Origin of the sequence: Micromonospora echinospora, from assembly GCF_900091495.1 — a bacterium.
Classification (GTDB): Bacteria; Actinomycetota; Actinomycetes; order Mycobacteriales; family Micromonosporaceae; genus Micromonospora; species Micromonospora echinospora.
This window is the reverse complement of record NZ_LT607413.1, coordinates 3,343,203-3,366,942: the sequence shown is the minus strand read 5'-3', so window position 1 is coordinate 3,366,942 and position 23,740 is coordinate 3,343,203. Positions and strand designations below refer to the sequence as shown.

General features: G+C 73.4%; 19 protein-coding genes. 10 read left to right on the top strand and 9 right to left on the bottom strand.

All coding sequences use genetic code 11. The features are described from left to right. Window positions 1–27: 27 nt before the first annotated feature. The 5 genes from GA0070618_RS15585 to GA0070618_RS15565 form a co-directional block, all read right to left on the bottom strand. A complete protein-coding gene (locus GA0070618_RS15585) occupies window positions 28–1,677 on the bottom strand; it encodes a trypsin-like peptidase domain-containing protein (RefSeq protein WP_088982282.1) in 1,650 nt (549 codons plus the stop codon). Window positions 1,678–1,739: 62 nt separating this feature from the next. Next, window positions 1,740–3,323, bottom strand: coding sequence for a sensor histidine kinase (locus GA0070618_RS15580; protein ID WP_088982281.1), 1,584 nt, complete (start codon window positions 3,321–3,323; stop codon window positions 1,740–1,742). After that, window positions 3,320–4,021 (bottom strand): response regulator transcription factor, encoded by a 702-nt coding sequence (locus GA0070618_RS15575; RefSeq protein WP_088982280.1) that lies wholly within the window; start codon window positions 4,019–4,021, stop codon window positions 3,320–3,322. The genes GA0070618_RS15580 and GA0070618_RS15575 overlap by 4 nt, the downstream gene beginning before the upstream one ends. Window positions 4,022–4,106: 85 nt before the next feature. Next, a complete protein-coding gene (locus GA0070618_RS15570) occupies window positions 4,107–4,958 on the bottom strand; it encodes a lysophospholipid acyltransferase family protein (RefSeq protein WP_088982279.1) in 852 nt (283 codons plus the stop codon). Further along, window positions 4,955–5,743: a GNAT family N-acetyltransferase gene (locus GA0070618_RS15565; RefSeq protein WP_088985554.1), complete on the bottom strand. Its 789-nt coding sequence runs from the start codon at window positions 5,741–5,743 to the stop codon at window positions 4,955–4,957. Before GA0070618_RS15565 ends, GA0070618_RS15570 begins: the two co-directional genes overlap by 4 nt. Window positions 5,744–5,906: 163 nt before the next feature. On the opposite strand from GA0070618_RS15565, the gene GA0070618_RS15560 reads away from it, so the two are divergent. The 6 genes from GA0070618_RS15560 (at window position 5,907) to GA0070618_RS15535 (ending at window position 13,993) form a co-directional block, all read left to right on the top strand. Beyond that, window positions 5,907–6,617, top strand: a complete 711-nt coding sequence (locus GA0070618_RS15560) for a hypothetical protein (RefSeq protein ID WP_088982278.1) — start codon at window positions 5,907–5,909, stop codon at window positions 6,615–6,617. A 240-nt stretch (window positions 6,618–6,857) separates the two neighbouring features. Continuing rightward, on the top strand, window positions 6,858–7,793 hold the full coding sequence (locus tag GA0070618_RS15555) for an ABC transporter ATP-binding protein (RefSeq protein WP_088982277.1): 936 nt from the start codon (window positions 6,858–6,860) through the stop codon (window positions 7,791–7,793). Then, the gene (locus GA0070618_RS15550; RefSeq protein ID WP_088982276.1) at window positions 7,790–8,617 is read left to right on the top strand and encodes an ABC transporter permease; all 828 of its coding nucleotides are present in this window, start codon (window positions 7,790–7,792) and stop codon (window positions 8,615–8,617) included. Before GA0070618_RS15555 ends, GA0070618_RS15550 begins: the two co-directional genes overlap by 4 nt. A 255-nt stretch (window positions 8,618–8,872) precedes the next feature. Continuing rightward, on the top strand, window positions 8,873–12,658 hold the full coding sequence (locus GA0070618_RS15545) for a multifunctional oxoglutarate decarboxylase/oxoglutarate dehydrogenase thiamine pyrophosphate-binding subunit/dihydrolipoyllysine-residue succinyltransferase subunit (protein WP_088982275.1): 3,786 nt from the start codon (window positions 8,873–8,875) through the stop codon (window positions 12,656–12,658). Window positions 12,659–12,731: 73 nt separating this feature from the next. Beyond that, a complete protein-coding gene (locus GA0070618_RS15540) occupies window positions 12,732–12,911 on the top strand; it encodes a DUF6104 family protein (RefSeq protein WP_088982274.1) in 180 nt (59 codons plus the stop codon). 35 nt (window positions 12,912–12,946) lie between these two features. Then, the gene (locus tag GA0070618_RS15535; protein WP_088985553.1) at window positions 12,947–13,993 is read left to right on the top strand and encodes a glycoside hydrolase family 6 protein; all 1,047 of its coding nucleotides are present in this window, start codon (window positions 12,947–12,949) and stop codon (window positions 13,991–13,993) included. Window positions 13,994–14,030: 37 nt separating this feature from the next. Here the strand turns inward: GA0070618_RS15535 and GA0070618_RS15530 are convergent, their stop codons facing one another. Both GA0070618_RS15530 and GA0070618_RS33485 read right to left on the bottom strand, forming a co-directional pair. Next, complete coding sequence (locus GA0070618_RS15530) at window positions 14,031–16,166, bottom strand: bifunctional polysaccharide deacetylase/glycosyltransferase family 2 protein (protein WP_088985552.1); 2,136 nt, start codon at window positions 16,164–16,166, stop codon at window positions 14,031–14,033. 140 nt (window positions 16,167–16,306) lie between these two features. Then, on the bottom strand, window positions 16,307–16,720 hold the full coding sequence (locus GA0070618_RS33485) for a hypothetical protein (protein WP_157748945.1): 414 nt from the start codon (window positions 16,718–16,720) through the stop codon (window positions 16,307–16,309). A gap of 250 nt (window positions 16,721–16,970) precedes the next feature. Between GA0070618_RS33485 and pta the strand changes: the two genes are divergently transcribed. Beyond that, a complete protein-coding gene (gene pta, locus GA0070618_RS15520) occupies window positions 16,971–19,043 on the top strand; it encodes a phosphate acetyltransferase (protein WP_088982273.1) in 2,073 nt (690 codons plus the stop codon). Continuing rightward, window positions 19,040–20,158, top strand: a complete 1,119-nt coding sequence (locus GA0070618_RS15515) for an acetate/propionate family kinase (RefSeq protein ID WP_088982272.1) — start codon at window positions 19,040–19,042, stop codon at window positions 20,156–20,158. Before pta ends, GA0070618_RS15515 begins: the two co-directional genes overlap by 4 nt. Before the next feature lie 106 nt (window positions 20,159–20,264). Here GA0070618_RS15515 and GA0070618_RS15510 read toward each other — a convergent pair whose 3' ends face one another. Continuing rightward, a complete protein-coding gene (locus GA0070618_RS15510; protein WP_143740249.1) occupies window positions 20,265–20,447 on the bottom strand; it encodes a hypothetical protein in 183 nt (60 codons plus the stop codon). A 144-nt stretch (window positions 20,448–20,591) separates the two neighbouring features. On the opposite strand from GA0070618_RS15510, the gene GA0070618_RS15505 reads away from it, so the two are divergent. Both GA0070618_RS15505 and GA0070618_RS15500 read left to right on the top strand, forming a co-directional pair. Next, the gene (locus GA0070618_RS15505; protein ID WP_088982270.1) at window positions 20,592–21,485 is read left to right on the top strand and encodes an alpha/beta hydrolase family protein; all 894 of its coding nucleotides are present in this window, start codon (window positions 20,592–20,594) and stop codon (window positions 21,483–21,485) included. An 82-nt stretch (window positions 21,486–21,567) separates the two neighbouring features. Further along, window positions 21,568–22,533, top strand: a complete 966-nt coding sequence (locus tag GA0070618_RS15500; RefSeq protein ID WP_088982269.1) for an alpha/beta hydrolase family protein — start codon at window positions 21,568–21,570, stop codon at window positions 22,531–22,533. 100 nt (window positions 22,534–22,633) lie between these two features. On the opposite strand, the gene GA0070618_RS15495 is transcribed toward GA0070618_RS15500, so the two are convergent. After that, entirely contained in the window at window positions 22,634–23,596 is a 963-nt protein-coding gene (locus GA0070618_RS15495) for a zinc-binding dehydrogenase (protein WP_088982268.1), read from the bottom strand. Window positions 23,597–23,740 lie beyond the last annotated feature (144 nt).

Here is a 23,740-nt window from a genome sequence, read left to right as displayed (position 1 = left end):
CCGCCTGTGGGGAGGAGACAGTTTCGGTCAGGATGCCTCGGCGAGCGTCGCGGTGACGGTGGCGGTCGCGCCGTCGCGGCGGTACTCGATCTCCACCCGGTCGCCGACCTTGCCGGCCTGCACGGCCGCCACCAGGTCGTTCGAGTCGCCGATGCTCTTGTCGCCGAACTTGGTGATCACGTCGCCCTGGCGCAGGCCGGCCTTCTCGGCGGCGCTGCCCGGGGTGACCGTGGAGACCAGCGCGCCGCCGCCCTCGGCACCGGTGACGCTGACCCCGAGCGAGGGGTGGCTGACGTCCTCGCCCCGCTGGAGCTGCTCGGCGACGAGCTTGGCCTTGTTGCTCGGGATGGCGAAGCCGACGCCGATGTTCCCGCTGCTCTGGCCGCTGGTGGCGATCGCGGTGTTGATGCCGATCACCTCGCCGCGGGTGTTGACCAGCGCGCCGCCGGAGTTGCCCGGGTTGATCGGGGCGTCGGTCTGGAGCAGGCCGGAGATGGAGCTGCCGCCGGCCTGCGGGTCCTGCTGGCTGCCGGCCCGGATGGTCCGGTCCCGGGCGCTGATGATGCCGGCGGTCACCGATCCCTGGAGGCCGAGCGGGCTGCCCAGGGCGAGCACCTGGTCGCCGACCTGCATCGCGTCGCTGTCGCCGAGCTTGGCCGGCTGGAGGCCGGAGACGCCGGACGCCTTCACCACCGCGAGGTCGGTCCTCGGGTCGGTGCCGACGACCTCGGCGGTGGCGCGCTTGCCGTTGGCGAAGACCACCTGCACGGACTCCCGGCCGGCAGAGGCGACCACGTGGTTGTTGGTCAGCACGAATCCGTCGGCGCTGAGGATGACACCGGAACCCTCGCCGCTGCCGGCCTGGATGGAGACCACGCTGTCCTGCACGCCAGCGGCGATCTTCGGCAGATCGGCGCCGTCGAGCACCGGAGCGGCGGAGTAGGTGACCTTGGTGCCGGCGTCCTCGAACAGCGCGAGCGCGAGCACGCCCCCACCGACACCGGAACCGAACATCAGGGCCAGCACGGCGACCCCGGCGGCGGCGAACTTGGCCACCCGACCCGGCTGGGCGGGACGGGGGGCCGGGCCCTGCGCCCACGGCGGCACCGGCCCACCGGGCGGCACGGGGCCGAACGGGCCCGCCTGCCCCGGGTGGCCGGCGTGCCAACCGCCCTGGTTCCCCGGATACCAGGGGGTGTTCGGGTAGGGGCCGCCGGACGAGGGGTGACCGGGCTGGGCGGACGCGTGGCCCGGGTAGGGCGGGGCGGAGGGAGGCGTCGGGTCGGCCGGTCGCCAGCCCTGCGGCCCGCCGGCCGTGCCCGGCCCGGGAGCGCCGACCGGAGCCGGAGCCGAGCCCGGAGCGCCGGCCGGAGCCGAGCCGGGAACATCGGCCGGAGCCGAGCCGGATGCGCCGGCCGGAGCGGGGGCTTCGTGCGGGGCGGCGGTCGAGGCGAACGAGGACGTGGGGGCACCGGCCGGGGCGGGGCCGGTCGCCGGCACGTCGGGGGCGGGGGGCGTCACCGTGGACGCGTCGGCCCCGGAACGGTCGGCGGACGGCGCAGCGGCGTCCGGGGCGTACGGCGACTGCGCGTGCTCGGCGCGGGGCAGCTCGGCGGTGGGGTGCACCGGCTCGGCGTCGGCCGGTCGCCGCTGCGGGTCGGTCTCGTACTCGGTCATGTCCCTACCTTGCCTCGACGGGCTGCGTCCAGCCTGGAACCCGCCTGAATGTTGCCTGAAAATCACCGGCCGTCGCTGGCTGCTTCCTCCACGGAGTCACCCGGCTCCTCGGGGGCCAGCGGCAGCCGGACCCGGAACGTCGCGCCGCCTCCGGGGGTGGGCACCGTCTCCACGGTGCCCTGGTGCACGGCGACCAGGGCGGCGACGATGGCCAGTCCCAGCCCGGTCCCGTTGGCCCCGCCGACCCGTCGGGTGCGCGCCGCGTCGGCCCGGTAGAACCGCTCGAAGACCCGTTCGGCCTGCTCCTCGGAGAGCCCCGGCCCGGTGTCGACCACCTCCACCACGGCCGTCGCGTCCTCGGCGCGCAGCCGTAGGGTCACCGACGCGTCCGGTGGGGTGTGGGTCAGCGCGTTGGTCATCAGGTTGCCGATGATCTGCCGCAACCGGGCGTCGTCGCCCCGGACCACGAGCGGACCGGAGTTCGGGGCGATGTCCAGGCTGATCCGGCGGTCCGGGGCGACCACCCGGGCGGCCTGGACGGCGTCGGCGGCGAGCACTGGCAGCTCCACCGGCGCGAGCGACAGCGGCCGTTCCCGGTCGAGCCGCGCCAGCAGCAGCAGGTCCTCCACGAGCAGCCCCATCCGGGCGGCCTCGTCCTCGATCCGGCGCAGCAGACCGGCGGTCTCCCCGGGCTCGCGGGCCGCGCCCTGCCGGTACAGCTCGGCGAAGCCCCGGATGGTGGTCAGCGGGGTCCGCAGCTCGTGCGAGGCGTCCGCGACGAACTGCCGCATCCGTTCCTCGGAGCGGATCGCCCGGGCTTCGGAGGCCCGCGCCGCCTCGGCGGCGTCCCGGGCGGCGGCCTCGGCCCACCGGGCCGACGCCTCGGAGGCGGCCCGGGCGGTGAAGGCCGCCTCGATCTGGGTGAGCATCGAGTTCAGTGCCCGGGAGAGGCGGCCCAGCTCGGAGGTGGGGCACTCGTTGCCCTGTTCCGGGTCGGGCACCCGTCGGGTCAGGTCGCCGCCGGCGATCGCGGCGGCCGTCCGCTCGATGTCGACAAGCGGTTTCAGGCTGGTCCGTACGATCGCCGCGCCGATCGAGGCGAGCAGGATCAGCACCGCGCCACCGACCAGTAGGTCTATCCAGATGAGCTGCTTGACCGCCTGGTCGACGTCGGAGAGGTGCTGCCCGATGGCGAGGACCGGGCCGTCGGGCAGCTGGATGTAGAGGATCCGCCAGCGGATTCCGCCGTCCTGGGAGCGCACCGTGAACGGCTCACCGACGCGCTCCTGGGCGCTGGTGAGCGTTCCGGACAACGCGGGCAGGTCCGCCGGGCCCAGGTTGCTGGTGTCGTACCGCAGCGGCTCGACCCCGCTGGCGTCGATCACCGCGACCATGTAGTCGGTCGGCAGGTCCGCCTTCTGCGGGTTTCCCTCGGACAGCAGGCGGCTGATCGCGCCCCGGATGGTCGCCTCGTTGCTGCGCAGTTCCGCGTCCACCTGGTCGACTAGGTAGGTGCGGAGGAAGAAGGTGGTCAGCGTGCTGATCACCACGAGGGCGGCGGCGACCAGGGCGAGCACGGCCGCGACCAGCTTGACCCGTAGCGGTACGGCCCGCAGTCGTCCCTTCGCCTGGTCGACGGCGTTCACGCCGCCGGCTTGCGCAGCACGTAGCCGACCCCACGCAGGGTGTGGATCAGGCGGGGCTGGGTGTTGTCCACCTTTCGCCGCAGGTAGGAGATGTACGACTCGACGATGTTGTCGTCGCCCCGGAAGTCGTAGTTCCAGACGTGGTCGAGGATCTGCGCCTTGGACAGCACCCGGTTGGCGTTGAGCATCAGGTAGCGCAGCAGCTTGAACTCGGTCGGCGAGAGCTGCACCCGCTGCCCGGCGCGGTGGACCTCGTGGGTCTCCTCGTCCAGCTCCAGGTCGGCGAAGGTGAGGCGGGACGGCGAATGCTCCCCGGTGACCGTGCGCCGCAGCACCGCCCGGATCCGGGCGGTCAGCTCCTCCAGGCTGAACGGCTTGGTGACGTAGTCGTCGCCGCCCAGCGTCAGGCCCCGGATCTTGTCGTCGGTGGCGTCCCGCGCGGTCAGGAAGACCACCGGTGTCCGGGTGCCGCCCTCGCGGAGCATCCGGATCACCTCGAAGCCGTCGAGGTCGGGCAGCATCACGTCGAGGACGACCAGGTCGGGGCGATGGTCCTTGGCGGCGCTCAACGCCGCGCTGCCGCTGGTCGCCGTCGCCACGTCGAAGCCGGCGAAACGCAGGCTCGCGGAGAGGAGTTCGAGGATGTTGGGGTCGTCCTCGACGACGAGCAGTCGCGCCTCGGTCTGGGTAGGGGCCATGTGGCCATCATCCGTGACGACGCTGCGCCCGGGCTGGGCGCTTCCTGCAAAAACCCTGAAAGCCGTCCGGCTCGGGGAACCGGACTCAGGTGCCACTCTTCCACACCGGCATCAGCCGCAGCGCGGACTCCGCCGTCCGGGCCAGGCCGCGCCGGTCCGCCCCGGGCCCGGGGTGCAGGGCCGCGCCGACGGTCACCGACACCACCAGGTCCCGGGCGCCGAGCACCCGCCGTATCGACCGCCAGAGGTTCTCCTCGCCGAGGAAGGCCGGGACGGTGGTGTCGACGCCGGCCGAGGCGCAGCGGTAGGCGATCCGGACCGGCACGACCGGTGTGCCGGTGTCGACCGCCGCCTGGAACACCGCCGGCCGGAAGCCCGGCCGGGGTCGGGCGTGGACCGGGTCGACCGTACCGCACCAGGTGGTTCCCTCCGGGTAGACCGCGACCTGCCGGCCCGCCCGGAGCAGGTCGGCCACCCGGCGCACGGTCGCCGGCAGCGCCCGGGGGCGGGAGCGGTCGACGAAGACCGTGCCGGCCCCTCGGGCGAGCAGGCCGACCAGGGGCCAGTCCCGCACCTCCCTCTTGGCCAGCATCCGGGCCGGGGCGACCGCGAGCAGCGCCATGACGTCCAGCCAGGAGACGTGGTTGGCGACCAGCAGCGCCCGGCCGCGCGGCGGTCGACCCCGGACCACCAGCCGCACGCCGAACGCCCGCGCCGTGCCGCGCGCCCAGACCCGGCACCCGGCCCGCCGGGCGGGAGCGGGCAGCAGCGGCAGCGCGGCGGCCAGCGCGGCTCCGGCCAGCAGCATCCCGAGTACGGCCAGCAGGCGGGCCACCCGCCGGGTGACCGGTACGGCCGACACGTGGCCGTCGGCCGGCAGGCAGTCCGCGCCGCACGCGGAGAGCGGACGCCAGAGGTCGTACCCGACGGCGCTCACGCCGTGGCCCCGGCCCGGCGTGGGGCGGCCGGGTCACCGAGGAAGTGCCGCAGATAGCGCGGGTTCATCCGGTCCAGGCTGAGCAGCACGTAGAAGTCGGCCACCGCGAAGTCCGGGTCGTAGGCGGGTTCGCCGCAGACCCACGCGCCCAGCCGCAGATATCCGCGCAGCAGCGGCGGCACCACGGTCCGCCCGGCGTCGTCGGCCGGCGGGGCGTCCGGCTCGGCGAACCAGGGGCGGTGCGGCCGGACCCGCAGCGGCGGGGGCGCGAGGTGCCCGGCCCGCACCCGCTCCCACACCCCGGCGGCGGTGTGCCCGCCGTCGGTCAGCGGCACCGAGGCGCAGCCGCCCAGCCAGCGGCGTCCCCGCAGGTGCAGGTAGCGGGCGATGCCGGCCCACATCAGGTTGATCACCGCTCCGGAGCGGTGGTCCGGGTGCACGCAGGAGCGACCGACCTCGACCAGGTCGTCCCGGAGCGGGTCGAGCGCGGTCAGGTCGAACTCCTGCTCGGCGTACCGGCGGTCGGTGCGCCCCGGCGGCAGCAGCCGGTACGTGCCGACCACCGCGCCGGTCCGCTCCTCGCGGACGATCAGGTGGTCGCACCAGGGGTCGAGGTCGTCGGTGTCCAGCCCGGCGGCGCCGGGGCGCAGGGTGGCGCCGAGTTCGGTGCCGAACACCTCGTGCCGCAGCCGCTGGGCGGCCGCCACCTCGGCCGGGCGGTCGGCGATGTGCAGGGTGTATCCACTGGTCGTCAGGGGGGTGCCAGGGGCGTTCGGAACGGCCATGAGCACTGTGTAGGCGACCGGGGTTGCCGGGCACCGGTTCGGTGGGTGTCGATCGGATGAACGCCTGTCGCCGGCCGGGGACCTGTCGGCGGGCGGGGGGACGTGGCAGGCTGCCCGAGGGCCCGGCACCGCCGCCGGGCCGTGGCGACGGAGGACCTACCGGATGATCATCGAGGCGCGCTACAACGGACCGCCCGGCTCGGGCAACGGCGGCTGGAGCGCCGGGATCTTCGCCACCGCGGTCGGCGGCACCGGCGGGGACGCCGGCTCCGCCGCCGCGCCGCCGGGGACGGTCGAGGTGACCCTGCGCCGACCCCCACCGCTGGGGGTGCCGCTGCGTACGGTTCCCGCCAACGACCAGCCCGGTCGCCACGAGGTCCACGACCCGGACGGGGCGCTGGTCGCCCAGGTGACGCCGGTGGCGGAGTTCGCCCCGACCGTGCCGGGGGTGGACCTGGCCACCGCACGGGCCGCCTCCGCCGACTATGCCGGTTTCACCGGTCATCCCTTCCCCGGCTGCTACGTGTGCGGGCCGGAGCACCCCGACGGTCTGCGGATCTTCCCCGGGCGGCTTCCCGACGGCCGGACGGCGGCCCCGTTCCGGGTGCCGGCCGAGGTCCGTCCGGAGACGGTCTGGGCGGCGCTGGACTGTCCCGGCGGCTGGGCGGTGATCGGCCCCGGCCGCCCGTACGTGCTGGGCCGGATCGCGGTGCGCGTCGCGGCGCTGCCCCGACCGGGCGACGAGTGCGTGGTGACCGGGGCGGCGAGCGGCGGCGAGGGACGCAAGGCCCTGGTGCACTCCAGTCTGTACGCCCCCGACGGCACCCTCCTGGCCCACGCCCGCGCCACCTGGATCGCCCTGCCCGCCGACTGATCCACCGCCCCGCCGCCGAACAGGCCGCTCCCCGGTACTGGACGCGCCGGCCGGCCGGCGCGGCACGGGCGGCACCACTTCGGTGGCGCAGCCGCTACCCAAGGTAGTGTTCTCCCCCCTGGGGAGGACCCGGTCCTGCCTGAGGTGGAGACACATCTCAGAGTCGAGCGTTATTGACCTTGCCCGACCCAGCCGTCACGCTGGGTAACGGCGCTTCTCTGCGCCAGGGAGAGGAGAAAGATGTCTGACGGGCAGCCGAGCCCCGCCGACCAGGGTCGGATCGTGGTGTCCGGCCTGACGAAGCAGTACCGCACCGTGCGAGCGGTCGACAACCTGTCGTTCACCGTGCAGCCGGGGAGGGTGACCGGCTTCCTCGGACCGAACGGCGCGGGCAAGACCACCACACTGCGGATGCTGCTGAACCTGGTCACCCCGACCGAGGGGACGGCCACCATCAGCGGGACGCGCTACGCCGACCTGGCACAGCCGCTCCGACACGTCGGCGCGGTCCTGGAGGCGTCCAGCGCGCACAAGGGCCGTACCGGGATCAACCACCTCCGGGTGATCTGCGCGGCGGCGGGCCTGCCGAAGCAGCGGGCCGACGAGGCGCTCGCCATGGTCGGCCTGACGCCGGCGGCGAATCGCAAGTTCAAGGGCTACTCGCTGGGCATGAAGCAGCGGCTCGGCATCGCCGCGGCGATGCTGGGCGACCCCCGGGTGCTGATCCTGGACGAGCCGGCGAACGGCCTCGACCCGGAGGGGATCCGCTGGATGCGGGGCTTCCTCAAGGGCCTGGCCCACCAGGGGAAGACGGTGCTGGTCTCCAGCCACCTGCTCTCCGAGATGCAGCTGCTCGCCGACGACGTGGTGATCATCGCGGCCGGGCGGCTGATCCGGCAGGGACCGGTCGCCGAGGTCCTCGGGTCGATGACCCAGTCCGCCCGCGTACGGGTGCGGACCCCACAGGCGGAGGCGCTGGTCACGGCGCTGAAGGAACTCTCCGCCACGGTCGAGCCGGACGGGCAGGGCGCGCTCCTGGTCGCCGGCGTGGACGCCCCGGCGGTGGGCCGGGCCGCGCTGGCCGCCCAGATCGAACTGCACGAACTGACGCCGGAACGACCCGACCTGGAACGGGTCTTCCTGGACCTGACGGCCGGAAAGGCGGACATCCGATGATGAACCTGGTCCGGTCCGAACTCCTCAAGATCCGGACGACCAGCACCTGGTGGCTGCTGGCGATCGGGGCCTTCCTCGCCACGGCGGTCGCCTTCGCGTTCAACGCCTGGATCACCCACGTCTCGCTCACCGGCGACCCCGCCGAGATCGGCCTCCCGCCCGAGGAGGCGGCAGCCCAGGCCGACGTGGCCGGGCAGGCGGCGAACCTCTACACCTCCGGGCAGTTCTTCGGCCTGCTCCTGGTGATGCTGATCGGCATCCTGATGGTGACCAACGAGTTCTTCCACCAGACGGCCACCACCACGTTCCTCAGCACGCCCCGGCGCACCTCGGTGATCGCCAGCAAGCTGATCGCGGCGTCGGCGATGGGCTTCGTGTTCTGGCTGGTCACCACGGTGATCGCCCTGGTCGCTGGCGTGATCTTCATGTCCGTCAACGACTTCGGCACCCAGCTCGGCGAGTGGGAGGTCCACCGGGCCCTGCTGCTCAACCTGCTGGCGTACGCGATCTGGACGGTCCTCGGCGTCGGCCTCGGCACGCTGATCACCAACCAGCTCGGCGCGGTGATCACCGCCTCGGTGGTCTACCTGGTCGGCACCCAGGTCGTGGGGCTGCTCTTCCTGCTCCTGTCCAACCTGCTCGACTCCGAGGCCATCCTGGAGTGGCAGGTGGTCTGGCCGGCGATGGCCTCCCAGATCATGATCAGCGGCATCGACTCGCCGATGCTGCCGCCGTGGTGGACGGGCGCCCTGGTGCTGGTCGCGTACGCGGTCGCCGCCGGGCTGGCCGGCGTCATGATCACCCGCCGCCGGGACATCTCCTGAGGCCGGAGCTTAGGGAGCTGGCGGGGCGCGTCGACGCCGCTTCCACCCGGGGTGGATTCCCTTAGCAGGAGACGACGACGTACCCGGCAGTTGGTGAATTTCTGGCGTCTTCTGTGAAACGTGACACGGGCCGGAGGCGGAAATGCCTCCGGCCCGCGCACGGCGTAGCCTGGGAGCCGTCTGTCCGCTCCCCCCGGGGACTGCCCGCGGACGTCGCGAGACACACAACCCGCGTGAAAGAGGCGATTACCGGCCGTGTCGACCCAGCAGACTTCGCAGGAGAACCCACTGGCGGGTTTCGGCCCGAACGAGTGGATCGTCGAGGAGATGTACCAGCGCTACCTCGCCGACCCCAACAGCGTCGATTCGGCCTGGCACGACTTCTTTGCCGACTACCGCCCCGGTCCGGGCGCCGGTAGCCCGGCGACGGCGCCGAAGAAGGCGGCCCCCGCCACCACGGCGGAGCCGGCCGGGCAGCAGGAGCCCGCCGCGACCGTGACCCGGACCGACGGTGACCGCCCGGCCGCCGGGCAGCCGGACAACGGCCGGACGGCCGCGCCGCAGGCGAAGCCGTCGGCCAAGCCGGCCGCCACCGCGCCCGCCAAGACGGCTCCGGCCAAGCCCGCCCCGGAGAAGGCCGCCCCGGCCAAGCCGGCCGCCAAGGCCGCTGCCCAGCCGGCGCCGAGCGGCCCCCGCACCACCCCGCTGCGGGGCGTGGCCGCGCGCATCGTCCAGAACATGGACGCCTCGCTGAACGTGCCGACCGCGACGAGCGTCCGGGCCGTGCCGGCAAAGCTCCTGGTGGACAACCGCATCGTGATCAACAACCACCTGGCCCGGGGCCGGGGTGGCAAGGTCAGCTTCACCCACCTGATCGGGTACGCGATGGTCCGGGCGCTGGTCCAGCACCCGGAGATGAACAACTCCTTCGCCGAGGTCGACGGCAAGCCGGCGATGGTCACGCCCGAGCACGTCAACCTCGGCATCGCCATCGACCTGACCAAGCCGGACGGCACCCGCAACCTGGTGGTCCCCTCCATCAAGGCCTGCGAGCAGATGGACTTCCGGCAGTTCTGGCAGGCGTACGAGGACGTGGTCCGGCGCGCCCGCCGCAACGAGCTGACCATGGACGACTACGCCGGCACCACGATCTCGCTGACCAACCCGGGCGGCATCGGCACGGTGCACTCGATCCCCCGGCTCATGCAGGGGCAGAGCGCGATCATCGGCGTCGGCGCCATGGAGTACCCGGCGCCGTACCAGGGCATGAGCGAGGCCACCCTGGCCGAACTGGCGGTCAGCAAGGTCATCTCGCTGACCAGCACGTACGACCACCGGATCATCCAGGGCGCGCAGTCCGGCGAGTTCCTCAAGGTCATGCACGAGCTGCTCCTCGGCGAGCACGCCTTCTACGACCAGATCTTCACCTCGCTGCGCATCCCGTACGAGCCGGTGCGCTGGATGCGCGACGTCGCGGTCAACAACGAGGGCCAGATCAACAAGACCGCCCGGGTGCACGAGCTGATCCACGCGTACCGGGTGCGCGGCCACCTGATGGCCGACACCGACCCGCTCGAGTTCAAGATCCGCAAGCACCCGGACCTGGACGTCCTCCAGCACGGACTGACCCTGTGGGACCTGGACCGCCAGTTCCCGGTCAACGGCTTCGCGGGCAAGAAGCGGATGAAGCTGCGCGAGATCCTCGGTGTGCTGCGCGACTCGTACTGCCGCCGGATCGGCATCGAGTACATGCACATCCAGGACCCGGAGGAGCGGCGCTGGATCCAGGAGCGGATCGAGCGCCAGTACGAGAAGCCCACCGCCGACGAGCAGAAGCACGTGCTCAACCGGCTGAACGCGGCCGAGGCGTTCGAGACCTTCCTCCAGACCAAGTACGTCGGGCAGAAGCGCTTCTCGCTGGAGGGCGGCGAGTCGCTGATCCCGCTCCTCGGCGAGGTGCTGGAGTCCTCCGCCGAGGCCGGGCTGGACGAGGTCGTCATCGGCATGGCCCACCGGGGCCGGCTGAACGTGCTGGCCAACGTGGTCGGCAAGCCGTACGAGAAGATCTTCTCGGAGTTCGAGGGGCACCTCGACCCGCGCTCGACCCAGGGCTCCGGCGACGTCAAGTACCACCTCGGCCAGAACGGCAAGTTCAGCACGCCCGACGGCGCGCACCAGGTGAAGGTCTCGGTGGTGGCGAACCCGTCCCACCTGGAGGCGGTCGACCCGGTGCTGGAGGGCATCGTCCGGGCCAAGCAGGACCGGATCGACCTGAAGCTGGAGGGGTACACCGTGCTGCCGCTGGCGGTGCACGGTGACGCCGCCTTCGCCGGTCAGGGTGTGGTCGCCGAGACGCTCAACCTCTCCCAGCTGCGCGGCTACCGCACCGGCGGCACCGTGCACGTGGTGGTCAACAACCAGGTCGGTTTCACCACCGCCCCGGAGTACTCGCGGTCCAGCCTCTACAGCACCGACGTGGCCCGGATGATCCAGGCGCCGATCTTCCACGTCAACGGCGACGACCCCGAGGCCGTGGTCCGGGTCGCCCGGCTCGCCTTCGAGTACCGTCAGGCGTTCAACAAGGACGTCGTCATCGACATGGTCTGCTACCGGCGGCGCGGGCACAACGAGGGCGACGACCCCTCGATGTCCAACCCCCAGATGTACAAGATCATTGACTCGAAGCGCTCGGTCCGGAAGCTCTACACCGAGGAGCTGATCGGTCGGGGCGACATCACCGTGGAGGACGCGGAGGAGCTGCTCCGCGACTACCAGGCGCAGCTGGAGCGGGTCTTCAAGGCCACCCGGGACGCCGCGTCGGCCCCGAAGCAGGTCGCCCGACCGCGCCGCGAGGACGAGCCGGAGCCGCAGGTGGAGACCGCCACCGACGCCGCCGTGGTCAAGGCGGTCGGGGACGCGCACGTCAACCTCCCCGAGGGCTTCACCCCGCACAAGCGGATCCAGCAGCTGCTCGACCGGCGGGCGAAGATGTCCGTCGAGGGCGGGATCGACTGGGGCTTCGGCGAGATCATCGCCTTCGGCGCGCTGCTGCACGACGGGGTCACCGTCCGGCTCGCCGGTCAGGACTCCCGCCGGGGCACCTTCGTGCAGCGGCACGCGGCGGTGGTCGACGCCAAGACCGGCGACGACTACCTCCCGCTGAAGTCGCTCACCGCCGACGGCGAGCGGTCCCGGTTCTTCGTGCACGACTCGCTGCTGTCCGAGTACGCCGCGATGGGCTTCGAGTACGGCTACTCGGTGGAGAACGTCAACGCGCTGGTCTGCTGGGAGGCCCAGTTCGGTGACTTCGTCAACGGCGCCCAGTCGGTGATCGACGAGTTCATCTCCTCGGGCGAGGTGAAGTGGGGCCAGCGCTCGGCGGTGACCCTGCTGCTGCCGCACGGCCACGAGGGCCAGGGCCCGGACCACACCTCCGGTCGACCCGAGCGGTTCCTCCAGATGTGCGCCGAGGACAACATGCGGGTGGCCATCCCGACCACCCCGGCGAACTACTTCCACCTGCTGCGTCGCCAGGCGTTGTCGCCGAAGCGCAAGCCGCTGGTGGTCTTCACGCCGAAGTCGCTGCTGCGGCACAAGCTCTGCGTCTCGCAGGTGGAGGAGTTCACCTCGGGCACCTTCCAGCCGGTGCTGCGCGACGGGGCCGCGCCGGCACCGGAGCAGGTGAAGCGGGTGCTGCTCTGCTCGGGCAAGGTCTACTACGACCTGTTCCAGGCCCGCGCCGAGCGGGGCATCACGGACACCGCGATCATCCGGATCGAGCAGCTCTACCCGCTGCCGGTGGCGGAGATCCGGGCCGCCCTGGCCGAGTACCCGAACGCCGAGGACTTCGCCTGGGTGCAGGAGGAGCCGGCCAACCAGGGCGCCTGGAGCTTCGTCGCGCTCAACCTGCTGGAGCACCTGGAGGACGTCCGGCTGCGGCGGATCTCCCGGCCGGCTGCGGCGGCCCCCGCCGTCGGCTCGGCGAAGATGCACGACGTCGAGCAGACCGCGCTCATCGAAGCGGCCCTGCCCCGTCCCTGAGCCCGTCCCACGCTGGGGCAGCGCCCGCCGACACCGGCCGGGCCTGCCCCAGCGGCATGTCGAGGAGAGCACCGTGTACTTCACCGACCGTGGTATCGAGGAGCTGGTCCAGCGGCGCGGAGAGGAGTCCGTGTCGGTCGAGTGGCTGGGCGAGCGGCTGCGCGACTTCGTCGACCTGAACCCGGAGTTCGAGACGCCGATCGAACGGTTCGCCACCTGGCTGGCCCGACTGGACGACGAGGACGACGACTAGTTTTCCCAGCTGGGGCAGCAGGTAGCGTGACGGCCGTGCGCAACAGCCTCCGCCCCGGCCGCCGTGCCGCCCTGCTGGCCGGGATCGCGCTCACCGGGTTCCTGGCCGGCTGCGCGGACGGGGCCACGGGCGGGCGGACGCCCACCGGGACGGCCCCGGTCGCCCCGGCCGCGCCACCACCGCCGGTCTTCTACGTCGACCCGTACAGCGCGGCGGCGGAGCAGGTCACCCGATGGGAGCGGACCCGCGGTGGCGACGCCGCGACACTGCGCGGGATCAGCACCCGGCCGACCGCCCGGTGGCTGGTCGACGGCACCACCCCGGTCACCGACCAGGTGGCGGAGTACCTGGCCGGCGCGGCGCTCGCCGGGCAGACGCCGATCCTGGTCACCCACAACCTGCCGCAGCGTGACTGCGGTCGGCGGGGCGGCGGGGGCGCCGGCACGGCCGGGGCGTACCGGACGTGGATCCGGGAGCTGGCCGGCGCGGTCCGGGGTCGTCCGGTCACCGTGATCCTCGAACCGGGCGCGGTGCCGGACGCCGTCGACCGGTGCGTGACCGACGTCGACGAACGGCTCACGCTGCTGCGCGACGCGGTCACGGTGCTCAGGAGCACCGGCAGCGCACGGGTCTACCTGGACGCGGGGCACCCGGGCTGGGTCCGGGACGACACGAAGCTGGCGGCGGCGCTGACCCGGGCCGGGATCGCCGACGCCGACGGCTTCGCCCTGAACGTCGCCAACTTCGTCGGCACTCGAGAGAACCTGCGGTACGGCCACCGGATCTCCGACGCCCTGGGCGGTACGACGACGTTCGTGATCGACACCAGTCGCAACGGCAACGGCCCGTACCCGGAACCGACGGTGGCGGGCGCGCCGAGCTGGTGCAACCCGCCGGGGCGGGCGCTCGGCGAGGAACCCACCACCGAGACCGGCCTGGACCGGGTCGACGCGCTGCTCTGGGTCAAGTACCCGGGCGAGTCCGACGGGTCCTGCCGCCCGGGCGAGCCGGAGATCGGCGTCTGGTGGCCCGAGTACGCCCTCGGGCTCGCCGAACGCGCCGGCCGACACGCCGGCCGCTGACCCGCGTCGCCCCGCCTCCGGCCGCTGACCCGGCACGTCACCTCCGGCCGGTCACCGGCGCCACCGGTCGGCCCGACTGACCGGGGCCGGCGGCGTCGAGCCCGGTGCGGCGCAGCTTCTGCCAGCCGAGCCGGCCGCCGGTCAGCGCGGTGACCACCGACTGGACCAGCACCAGGTACATCAGCTGGCGGTAGACGAACTGCTGCAACGGCAGCACCCAGAGGACCCCGAGCTTCTCCCGGTCCAGACGGAACGCCACGACCGCGGTGAGGAACTGCAACCCGAGCATCGCCAGCCAGGCCAGCGCGGTCTCGGTCCGGTCCAGGAAGACCAGGCCGTACAGGGCGAGCAGGTCGATGACCGGGGCGGTCAGCGGCAGCACGACCCCGAAGAGGGTCAGGAACGTCAGGCACCGCCGGCTGAACCGGCCGGAGGCCCCCCGGTCGAGCACCGAGCGGCGGTGCTTCCACATCGCCTGCATGGTGCCGTAGCTCCACCGGTAGCGCTGCTTCCACAACTGTCCGAGGCTGGTCGGCGCCTCCGTCCAGGCGCGGGCGCTCTCCTCGTACACCACCTTCCAGCCGGCCCGGCCGAGGGCCATGGTGACGTCGGTGTCCTCGGCGAGCGTCTCGTCGGTCATCCCGCCCGCGTACGCCAGGGCCTGCCGCCGGAAACCGCCGATCGCGCCCGGGACGGTGGGCATGCACCGCAGCGTCTCGTAGAGGCGACGGTCCAGGTTGAAGCCGATGACGTACTCGATGTGCTGCCACTTGGCGATCATGCTGCGCCGGTTGCCCACCTTGACGTTGCCGGCGACCGCGCCCACCTGCGGGTCGGCGAAGGGCTGGACCAGGCGGCGGACCGCGTCGGGCTCGAAGACGGTGTCCCCGTCGACCATGACGATCAGGTCGTGCCGGGCCAGCGCGACCCCGGTGTTGAGCGCGCTCGGCTTGCCGCCGTTCGGCTTGCGGACCACCCGCACGTTCGGCAGGCCGAGACCGGCCACGATGTCGGCGGTGCCGTCGGTGGACCCGTCGTCGACGACGACCACCTCGATGCCGCCGGGGTGGTCGCCCGAGGCGAGCGAGCGGACCGCCGCCGCGATCCCCTCCTTTTCGTTGTAGGCGGGTACGACCACCGAGACCGGCTCCGTCACCGGTGGACCCCAGGACCAGTCCCGGCGGCGTCGGCGGCGGGCGTGCCGGAGGGCCAGCAGGAAGAGCAGCACGGTACGCCCGATGGTGAGCACGCCGACGACGACGAAGAGGATGTTGAAGACCACGAAGGTGGTGTCCGCGGCCCGCACCGCCCGAATCAGCATGGCGCCCCGCCACTGCTCCCCCGCCGACGCGCTGGTCGGACCGGGCCCGCCCCCGGTGGCCCCGGCCTCGGCGAGGGCCAGGTCCAGCGCGCCGCTGACCGTGGTGAAGCGGTACCCCCGCTCCTTCATCATCGGGATAAAGCGGTCCAGCGCCTCGACGGTCTGCGAGCGGTCACCGCCGGAGTCGTGCCAGAGGGTGACCGCCCCGGCGTAACCGGTCGGGGTGGAGTTGGCGATCATCGAGTCCGGGCCGCGCCGCTCCCAGTCCCGGCTGTCGAGGTCGTTCACCACGGTCAGGTAGCCCAGCTCACCGGCTTGTTGCAGCAGCGGCCAGTCCCGGTCGAGGAAGGCGTCCGCCCGCGACGAGTACGGGAACCGCAGCAGGTTGGTGCGGATCCCGGTGGCGCCGGCGATGGCGAGCTGGGTCTGGGTGTACTCCAGCCGGCGCTGCCAGCCGGGCAGGTCGACGAGGTGGGGGTGGGTGAAGGTGTGCACGCCGAGTTCGTGCCCTGAGTCGGCCAGCGCACGGACCAGGTCGGGATGCCGCACGACCTGGTTACCGAGGACGAAGAACGTACCGGGCACCTGGTGGCGTTCCAGCACCTTCGTCACCTCGGGGGTCCACCGCTCGTCCGGGCCGTCGTCGAAGGTGAGCACCATGGTGCGGGGCGGCAGCCGGTACGACTGCGGGCGGCCGGAGGTGGTGTTGACGATCGGCCCGCCGCCGAGGATCTCCTCGGGCACCTCGCCCTGCCCGCCGCCGGCAGTGACCTCCGCCCGGTAGTCGGGGACGAACGAGCCGTTGGCGTACGCCTGGACGAACAGGATGCCGCCGAGGAGGACGAAGACCATCGCGAAGATGGTCCAACTCGGTCGTGGCACGTAGCGCCGGACGCGGTTCGCCGGACCGGCGAGCGGGAGCGGCCGGGCGTGCCGGCGTGGCCGACGGGGCCGGTCGGCCGGTGGACCGGGTGTGCGGTGGGGAGGCTGGCTCACGGGGTGAGCACTTCGGCCGACGCGATCGGCTCCTGCGGGGACGGCGTGGGGGGTACGGGCGACGGGCTGGTGACCGGCGGCGTGGGCGACGTCGTCCGGGTCGGTGTGTCCTCCGGCCGGTCGCTACTCGATCCCTCCGCCGACGGGCTCGGCGAGGGAGTGCTCGGCGTCGGCGCGGCGGTGGTGGGGGTGGCGGAGGGCGAGGTGGGCGGGGTTGCCGCCGAACGACGGGGTGGCGTGCGGGTGGTGGGCGTGGCGGAGGAGCCGACGGCGGGCGTGGACCCGGCTGCGGGCTCGACCGCCGGAGGCGGCTGCCACTGCCGGGTCGTCGGCTCGACGAACGGGATGATCGTCTCCGGCCGGACCGGCCCGCCCGCGAAGCTGACCCCCACCAGGGCGGTATACGCCACCCCGGCCAGTCCGACGGCGTACGCAGTACGGCGGAGCCACCGCCGGCGGCGTCCACTGGGATCGACGAAGATAGGGGATGATTCCGGAGCTACTGGGATGATCTCGGTTGGGCCCTCCACCCCGGCGAGTCAACCACGGACAAGTCTCGCAAACCCGCGCCTGTGTCCCGTCTGACATGGGAAAACGTGGCGACGGGACCATCCGGACCGCAGGCGGGCGCGGCGCACGCCGACCTAGTAGGTTGGCCGCGTGGCCCGCAGCGTCTATCTCACCAGCGTGGGTTCCGGCGGAGGAAAGTCGACGATCGCGCTCGGGCTCGCCGAGTTGCTCTCCCGACAGGTCGAGCGGATCGGCGTGTTCCGACCGCTGGTCTCCGGAGTCCGGCCGGATCCGATCCTTGCCCTGCTCAGCGACCGCTACCGGGTGGACGTCAGCGCGGCCGAGCCCGCCGGGGCCACCTACGCCGAGGCGAGGGCGCTGGTCGGCGAGGGTCGGCGGGAGGAACTCGTCTCCCGGATCGTCGCACGGTACCGGGAGATCGAACGGGGCTGCCCGGCGATGGTCGTCGTGGGCAGCGACTTCACCGACTCCGGTGACGGGGCGGCCCCCCGTGAGCTGGCCTTCAACGCCCGGCTGGCGACCGAGTTCGGCAGCGTGGTGGTGCCCGTGGTGGACGGTTTCGGGCAGGAGCCGGAGGCGGTGGCGGCGGCGGCCCGGGGGGCGTACCACGACCTGGTCGACCTCGGGGCGACGGTGCTGGCGGTGATCGCCAACCGGGTGTCCGGGCCGATGACGCTGCCGGAGCTGCCCGTGCCGGCGTACGCGATCCCGGAGGTGCCGACCGTGTCGGCGCCGACGGTGGCCGAGGTGGCGGCGGCGCTCGGAGCCACCCTGCTCGCCGGGGACGACGCCGCGCTCGGCCGGGACGTGCTCGACTACGTGGTCGGCGCGGCGCACGTGCCGACCCTGCTGGAGCACCTGACCGACGGCTGCCTGGTGATCACGCCCGGGGACCGGGACGACCTGCTGGTCGCGGCGAGCGCCGCGCACGTGGCCGGGCAGGTCTCGGTGGCCGGACTGGTGCTCACCCTCGGCGAGCGACCCGATCCCCGGGCGATGCGGCTGGTCGAGCGGATGAACACCGGCCTCGCCGTGCTGTCGGTGCCGACCGACAGCTACGACACGATCTCCGCGTCGAACCGGATCGAGGGGCGGCCCAGCCCGGCGAACCCCCGCAAGGTCGAGGCCGCGCTCGGCGCGTTCGAGTCGCACGTGGACACCGTCGACCTGGCCCGCCGGCTGGAGGTCAGCCGGTCCGCGCGGGTCACCCCGCTGATGTTCGAGTACGACCTGATCGACCGGGCCCGCGCGCGGCAGCGGCGGCTGGTGCTGTCCGAGGGGTCCGAGGAGCGGATCCTGCGGGCGGCCGAAATCCTGCTCCGGCGGGGCGTGGCCGGGCTGACCCTGCTGGGCCGTCCGGACGACATCGCCCGGCGCACCCGGGAGCTGGGCATCGACGTCGGCGGCGTCGAGGTGGTCGACCCGGTCACCAGCGAATGGCGGGACGAGTTCGCCGAGCGCTACGCCGACCTGCGCCGGCACCGGGGCGTGACGGTCGAGTTGGCGTACGACATCGTGGCCCAGCCGAACTACTTCGGCACGATGATGGTGCAGACCGGGCACGCCGACGGCATGGTCTCCGGGGCGACGCACACCACGGCCGCCACCATCCGCCCGGCCTTCGAGATCATCCGTACCGTGCCGGGGCTCTCGGTGGCCTCCAGCGTCTTCTTCATGCTCCTCGCCGACCGGGTGCTGGTCTACGGCGACTGCGCGGTCAACCCCGACCCGGACGCCGCCCAGCTCGCCGACATCGCGATCTCCTCGGCCGACACCGCCGCCCGGTTCGGCATCGACCCCCGGGTCGCCATGCTCTCCTACTCCACCGGCAGCTCGGGCGCGGGCGCGGACGTGGAGAAGGTCGCGGCGGCCACCAAGCTGGTCCGGGAGCGCCGGCCGGACCTGCTGGTGGAGGGACCGATCCAGTACGACGCGGCGATCGACCCGAAGGTGGCGGCCACCAAGCTGCCGGAGAGCCCGGTGGCCGGGCGGGCCACGGTCTTCGTCTTCCCGGACCTGAACACCGGCAACAACACGTACAAGGCGGTGCAGCGCTCGGCCGGCGCGGTCGCGGTGGGCCCGGTGATGCAGGGCCTCCGCCGGCCGGTCAACGACCTGTCCCGGGGCGCCACCGTCGCCGACATCGTCAACACGGTGGCGATCACCGCCATCCAGGCCGCCGGCAGCGGGGAGTCGTCGTGAGTCGGGTGCTGGTGCTCAACAGCGGGTCGTCGTCGGTGAAGTACCGCCTCTACGAGGGGGACACCGTGCGGGACCGGGGCACCGTCGAGCGGATCGGCGAGCCCGGCGGTGGCCCGGCCGACCACGCCGGCGCGGTCCGGGAGATCCTCGCCGGGCTGGACCTGACCGGCCTGGTCGCGGTCGGGCACCGGGTGGTGCACGGCGGGCAGCGCTTCACCGAGCCGGTGCGGGTCGACGACGGGGTGCTCGCCGCGATCCGCGACCTGTTCCCGCTCGCGCCGCTGCACAACCCGGCGAACCTGGCCGGCATCGAGGTGGCCCGCGACCTGCTGCCGGAGACCCCGCAGGTCGCGGTCTTCGACACCGCGTTCCACCACACCCTGCCCGAGGCCGCCGCCACCTACGCCGTCGACCGGGAGACCGCCCGGCGGTACGGCGTCCGCCGGTACGGCTTCCACGGCACCTCGCACGCGTACGTCTCCCGGCGCACCGCGGAGTTGCTCGACCGGGCGTACGGGGAGACCAACACGATCACCCTGCACCTGGGGAACGGGGCGAGCGCCTGCGCGGTGGCGGGTGGACGCAGCATCGCCACCTCGATGGGGATGTCGCCGCTGGAGGGCCTGGTGATGGGCACCCGCAGCGGCGACCTCGACCCGGCGATCCTGTTCCACCTGCACCGCGAGGGCGGTCTCGGCGTCGACGAACTCGACGACCTGCTCAACCACCGCAGCGGGCTGCTCGGGTTGGCCGGGGCCAACGACATGCGGGAGGTGCTGGCCCGCCGCGCCGACGGCGACCCGGCGGCGGCGCTCGCCTTCGACGTCTACTGCCGACGGATCACCGGCTACGTGGGGGCGTACTACGCCCTGCTCGGACGGGTCGACGCGGTCACCTTCACCGCCGGGGTGGGCGAGCACGCCGCGCCGGTACGCGCCGCCGCGCTGGCCGGGCTGGAACGGCTGGGGATCAGCGTCGACCCGACGCGCAACGCCACCGGCGACGGGGACCGGATCGTCTCGCCGGACGGCGCCGAGGTCGCGGTCTGCGTGGTCGGCACCGACGAGGAACGGGAGATCGCCCGGGCGGCCCGCTCCGTGGTCGCCGCCGGCTGAGCGCACCGGGAGCGGCGGCCCGACCACCGGGCGGCCCGACCGGATGCTGCCCGAGCTGGGCGGCCTGAGCGGAGGCAGCCCGAGCTGGGCAGCCTGAGCCGGGCGGTCAGCCCAGCGCGATCCAGAAGGCCAGGGAGAGCAGCACCGAGGCCACCACCACCGCGAGAATCAGCGAGGGCTTCGACGACTGCGACACCGGCGGGCCGATCTGGCTGGCCAGGTCCGGGGCGGGCACGAAGGCGCGGAACGACTCGATGCCCCCACCCGGGTCGACGGAGTCGTCAGCCATGCCGACGAGGGTATCGAAGCCGCGCAACCCGGGCCCGGCGAACCGTCCGTACGCCGACCGGGTCGGCCGGACCGACCGGCCGGTGGGCGTACCCGGTCCGGAAAGCGGGACCGCCCGGCCCCGCCGCCACCTACCGTCTGCAACATGAAGCTGTCTCGCCTGCTCGCCGTGCTGCTGGCGGCGCTGGTGGCCGGGTGCGGAACGGCCACCGCCGCTCCCGGCACGGCGTCGGCGCCCCGCCCGGTCCCCCGGGAGGCGTACGACGTCGGCATGCGGACGCTCACCGTCGAGCCCCGGTCGGCCCGCCCGCTGCCGGTGACCGTCTGGTACCCGGCGGTCGGCCGGTCGGTCGCGCCGGGCCGGTTCCCGGTCGTGCTGTACAGCCACGGGCTGCGCAGCGTCCCCGCGCTGCACGCCGCGCTGACCACCCGGTGGGCGGCGGCGGGATTCGTGGTGGCCGCGCCGACCTACCCGAACACCAACCTCCGCTCGCCCCGGTTCGACCGGGCCGACGTGCGCAACCAGCCGGCGGACGCCTGGCGCGTGATCCGCCACCTGATCCGGCTGGACGGCACCCCCGGCGACCTGCTCGCCGGGCACCTGGACACCGGCCGGGTGGCCGCCGCCGGGCACTCGGCCGGGGGGTTCACCACCGCCGGCATGTTCGCCTCGGGTCATTCGGCACGACTGCGCGCGGGTGTCATCATCGCCGGGGGCGGCATAGCGGGCAGCTTCGCCGGGCCACCGGCCGCCCTGCTCTTCGTGCACGGCGGAGCCGACCAGGTCGTGCCGTGGCACGTCGGCCGGGCCGGGTACGACCGCTCAGACTGGCCCCGGGCGTTCCTGACCCTGCCCGGCCAGGGGCACGGCGAGTACCTCACCCCCGGCCGCCCCGGTTTCGCGCAGGTCCTCGCCACCACCACCGACCTGCTGCGCTGGCGGCTCTACGAGGACCCCACGTCCGGACGGCGGATCGCGGCCGGCGCCCGGCTGCCCGGGGTGACCGCCTTCGAGGACCGGCTCGGCGTCGCGCGCTAAGCCGCCGGGTCGACCCCGGTTCCACGGTCCGCACCCTGGTCATCGGGTCGGGCGCGGCGTTCCGCGAGGCACAATCGGGGGCATGCCCCGTCGCCGTACCGCCGCGCTCGTCGCCACCACGCTGCTCACCGTGGGGCTGGCCGCGTGCTCGACGGACGCCGCCCCGACCACCCGGTCCCCGGCGGCCGAACCGTCGGCGACCGCCACGCCCGGCCCCGGGGTCCCGCGCGGGCGGGCGCCGGAGCAGACGTTCGCGGTCGGCGTGCGCCAGCTCCCGCTGAACCGGGACGGCGACCGGCCCCTGCCGGTGACCCTCTGGTATCCGGCCCGGGGCGAGGCGGGCGGCACGGCCGAACGGTCCGCCCCGGTCGCCGGGGGCCGCTTCCCGGTGGTCGTGTTCAGCCACGGCCTCGGTGCCCGGCCCGCCGACTACGCCGCCCTGCTCACCCGGTGGGCGGCGGCGGGATTCGTGGTCGCCGCGCCCACCTTCCCGCACACCAGCCGGGGCGCCCAGGTCAACCCGCTCGACGTGCTGAACCAGCCGGCCGACGTGTCGTACGTGCTCACCGAGGTGCTGGGGTTGGACGAGCGGGCCGGCGACCCGCTGCGCGGGCGGCTGGCCACCGACCGGGTGGCCGCCACCGGGCACTCCGCCGGCGGGGTGACCACCATCGGCCTGTTCACCCTGGACCGGGACGAGCGGCTCGACGCCGGGGTCGTCCTCGCCGGCACCGCGCTCGGCGTGGGCAGCACGTTCGTCGGCGCCGCCGCCCCGCAGCTCTTCGTGCACGGCGAACTCGACGAGGTGGTCGACTACGCCTCCGGCCGGGCCGCCTACGACCGGGTTCCCTGGCCGAAGGCGATGCTGAGCCTGCCCCGGGGCGACCACGGGCGGGCCCTGCTCGCCGACGGCGCGTCCCTGCGGGTCGTCTCGGACACCACGATCGAGTTCCTGCGCTGGAGCCTCTACGGCGACGAGGCGGCCCGGGGCCGGCTGCCGGTGGACGCGGCCCGGGGCGGCCTCGCCACCCTGGACGACCGCCTCTGACCGTCCCTCGACGACCGCCTCGGGACGCGCCGACGGGCGCCCCGACCGTCACCGGTCAGGGCGCCACCGGAAGCCGTCGAGCGGGGTGTCCGGTCAGGGGTCAGCGGGTGTGGTCGACGACGACCTTGCCGAAGACGTCACCGGAGTGCAGCCGGGCGAACGCCTCGGCCACCTGGCTGAACGGGTGCACGCTGTCGACCACCGGCCGCACCGCACGCTCGGCGCAGAAGGCGAGCAGCTGCGCCATGTCGTCCCGGGTGCCCATCGAGGTGCCGAGGATCTGCAACTGCATGGCGAAGATCCGGCGCAGGTTGACCTTCGGCTCGTGCCCGGCGGTCGCCCCGGAGACGACGATCCGGGCCATCGGCGCGGCCGACTTCAGCGAGTGGTCGAAGGTGGCCGCGCCGACCGTCTCGATGACCACGTCGACCCGCTCCGGCAGCCGGGCCCCCGGCGCCACGGCGGTCGCGCCCAGCGCGGCGATCCGCTCCCGCTTGGCTGCGTCCCGGCTGGTCGCGTAGACCCGCTTGCCCATCGCCAGGGCGAGCGCCACGGCCGCGGTGGCGACCCCGCCGCCGGCGCCCTGCACGAGCACGGCGTCGCCCTCGTCGACCCGTCCGACGGTCCGGAGCATCCGCCAGGCGGTGAGCCAGGCGGTGGGCAGGCAGGCGGCGTCCGTGACGGAGAGCCCGGCGGGCAGCGGCAGCAGGTTCGCCCGGGGGACGGCCACCCGCTCGGCGAGGGTGCCCTGGGCGTGCTCGGAGAGGAGGGAGATGCCGCGCGGGTCGCCCTTGTCGGCGATCACCGGGTAGACGACGACCTCGTTGCCGTCCGGGTCGACGCCCACCGCGTCGCAGCCGAGGATCATCGGCAGGCGGTCCTCGCCCAGGCCGACGCCGCGCAGCGACCAGAGGTCGTGGTGGTTGAGCGAGCTGGCCAGCACCCGGACGGTCACCCAGTCGTCGTCCCAGGGGGTCGGCTCGGGCTGCTCTCCCACGGTGAGGGCGGCGAGTGGGTCGGCGTCGTCGAATCGGGAGGCGAAGGCGGCACGCATGGTCGGCACGGTAACAAGGATGACGGTGGCGTGCAGCCCCCGCCACGTGACGCTCGGCAACGGCCCGGGAAGGCCCGCCGGATGCCTCAAGGCCCAATTCGCCGTTTCACCGATGTCTACTGATATGCGGCTTTAAGTTACTTCTGTCCGTTG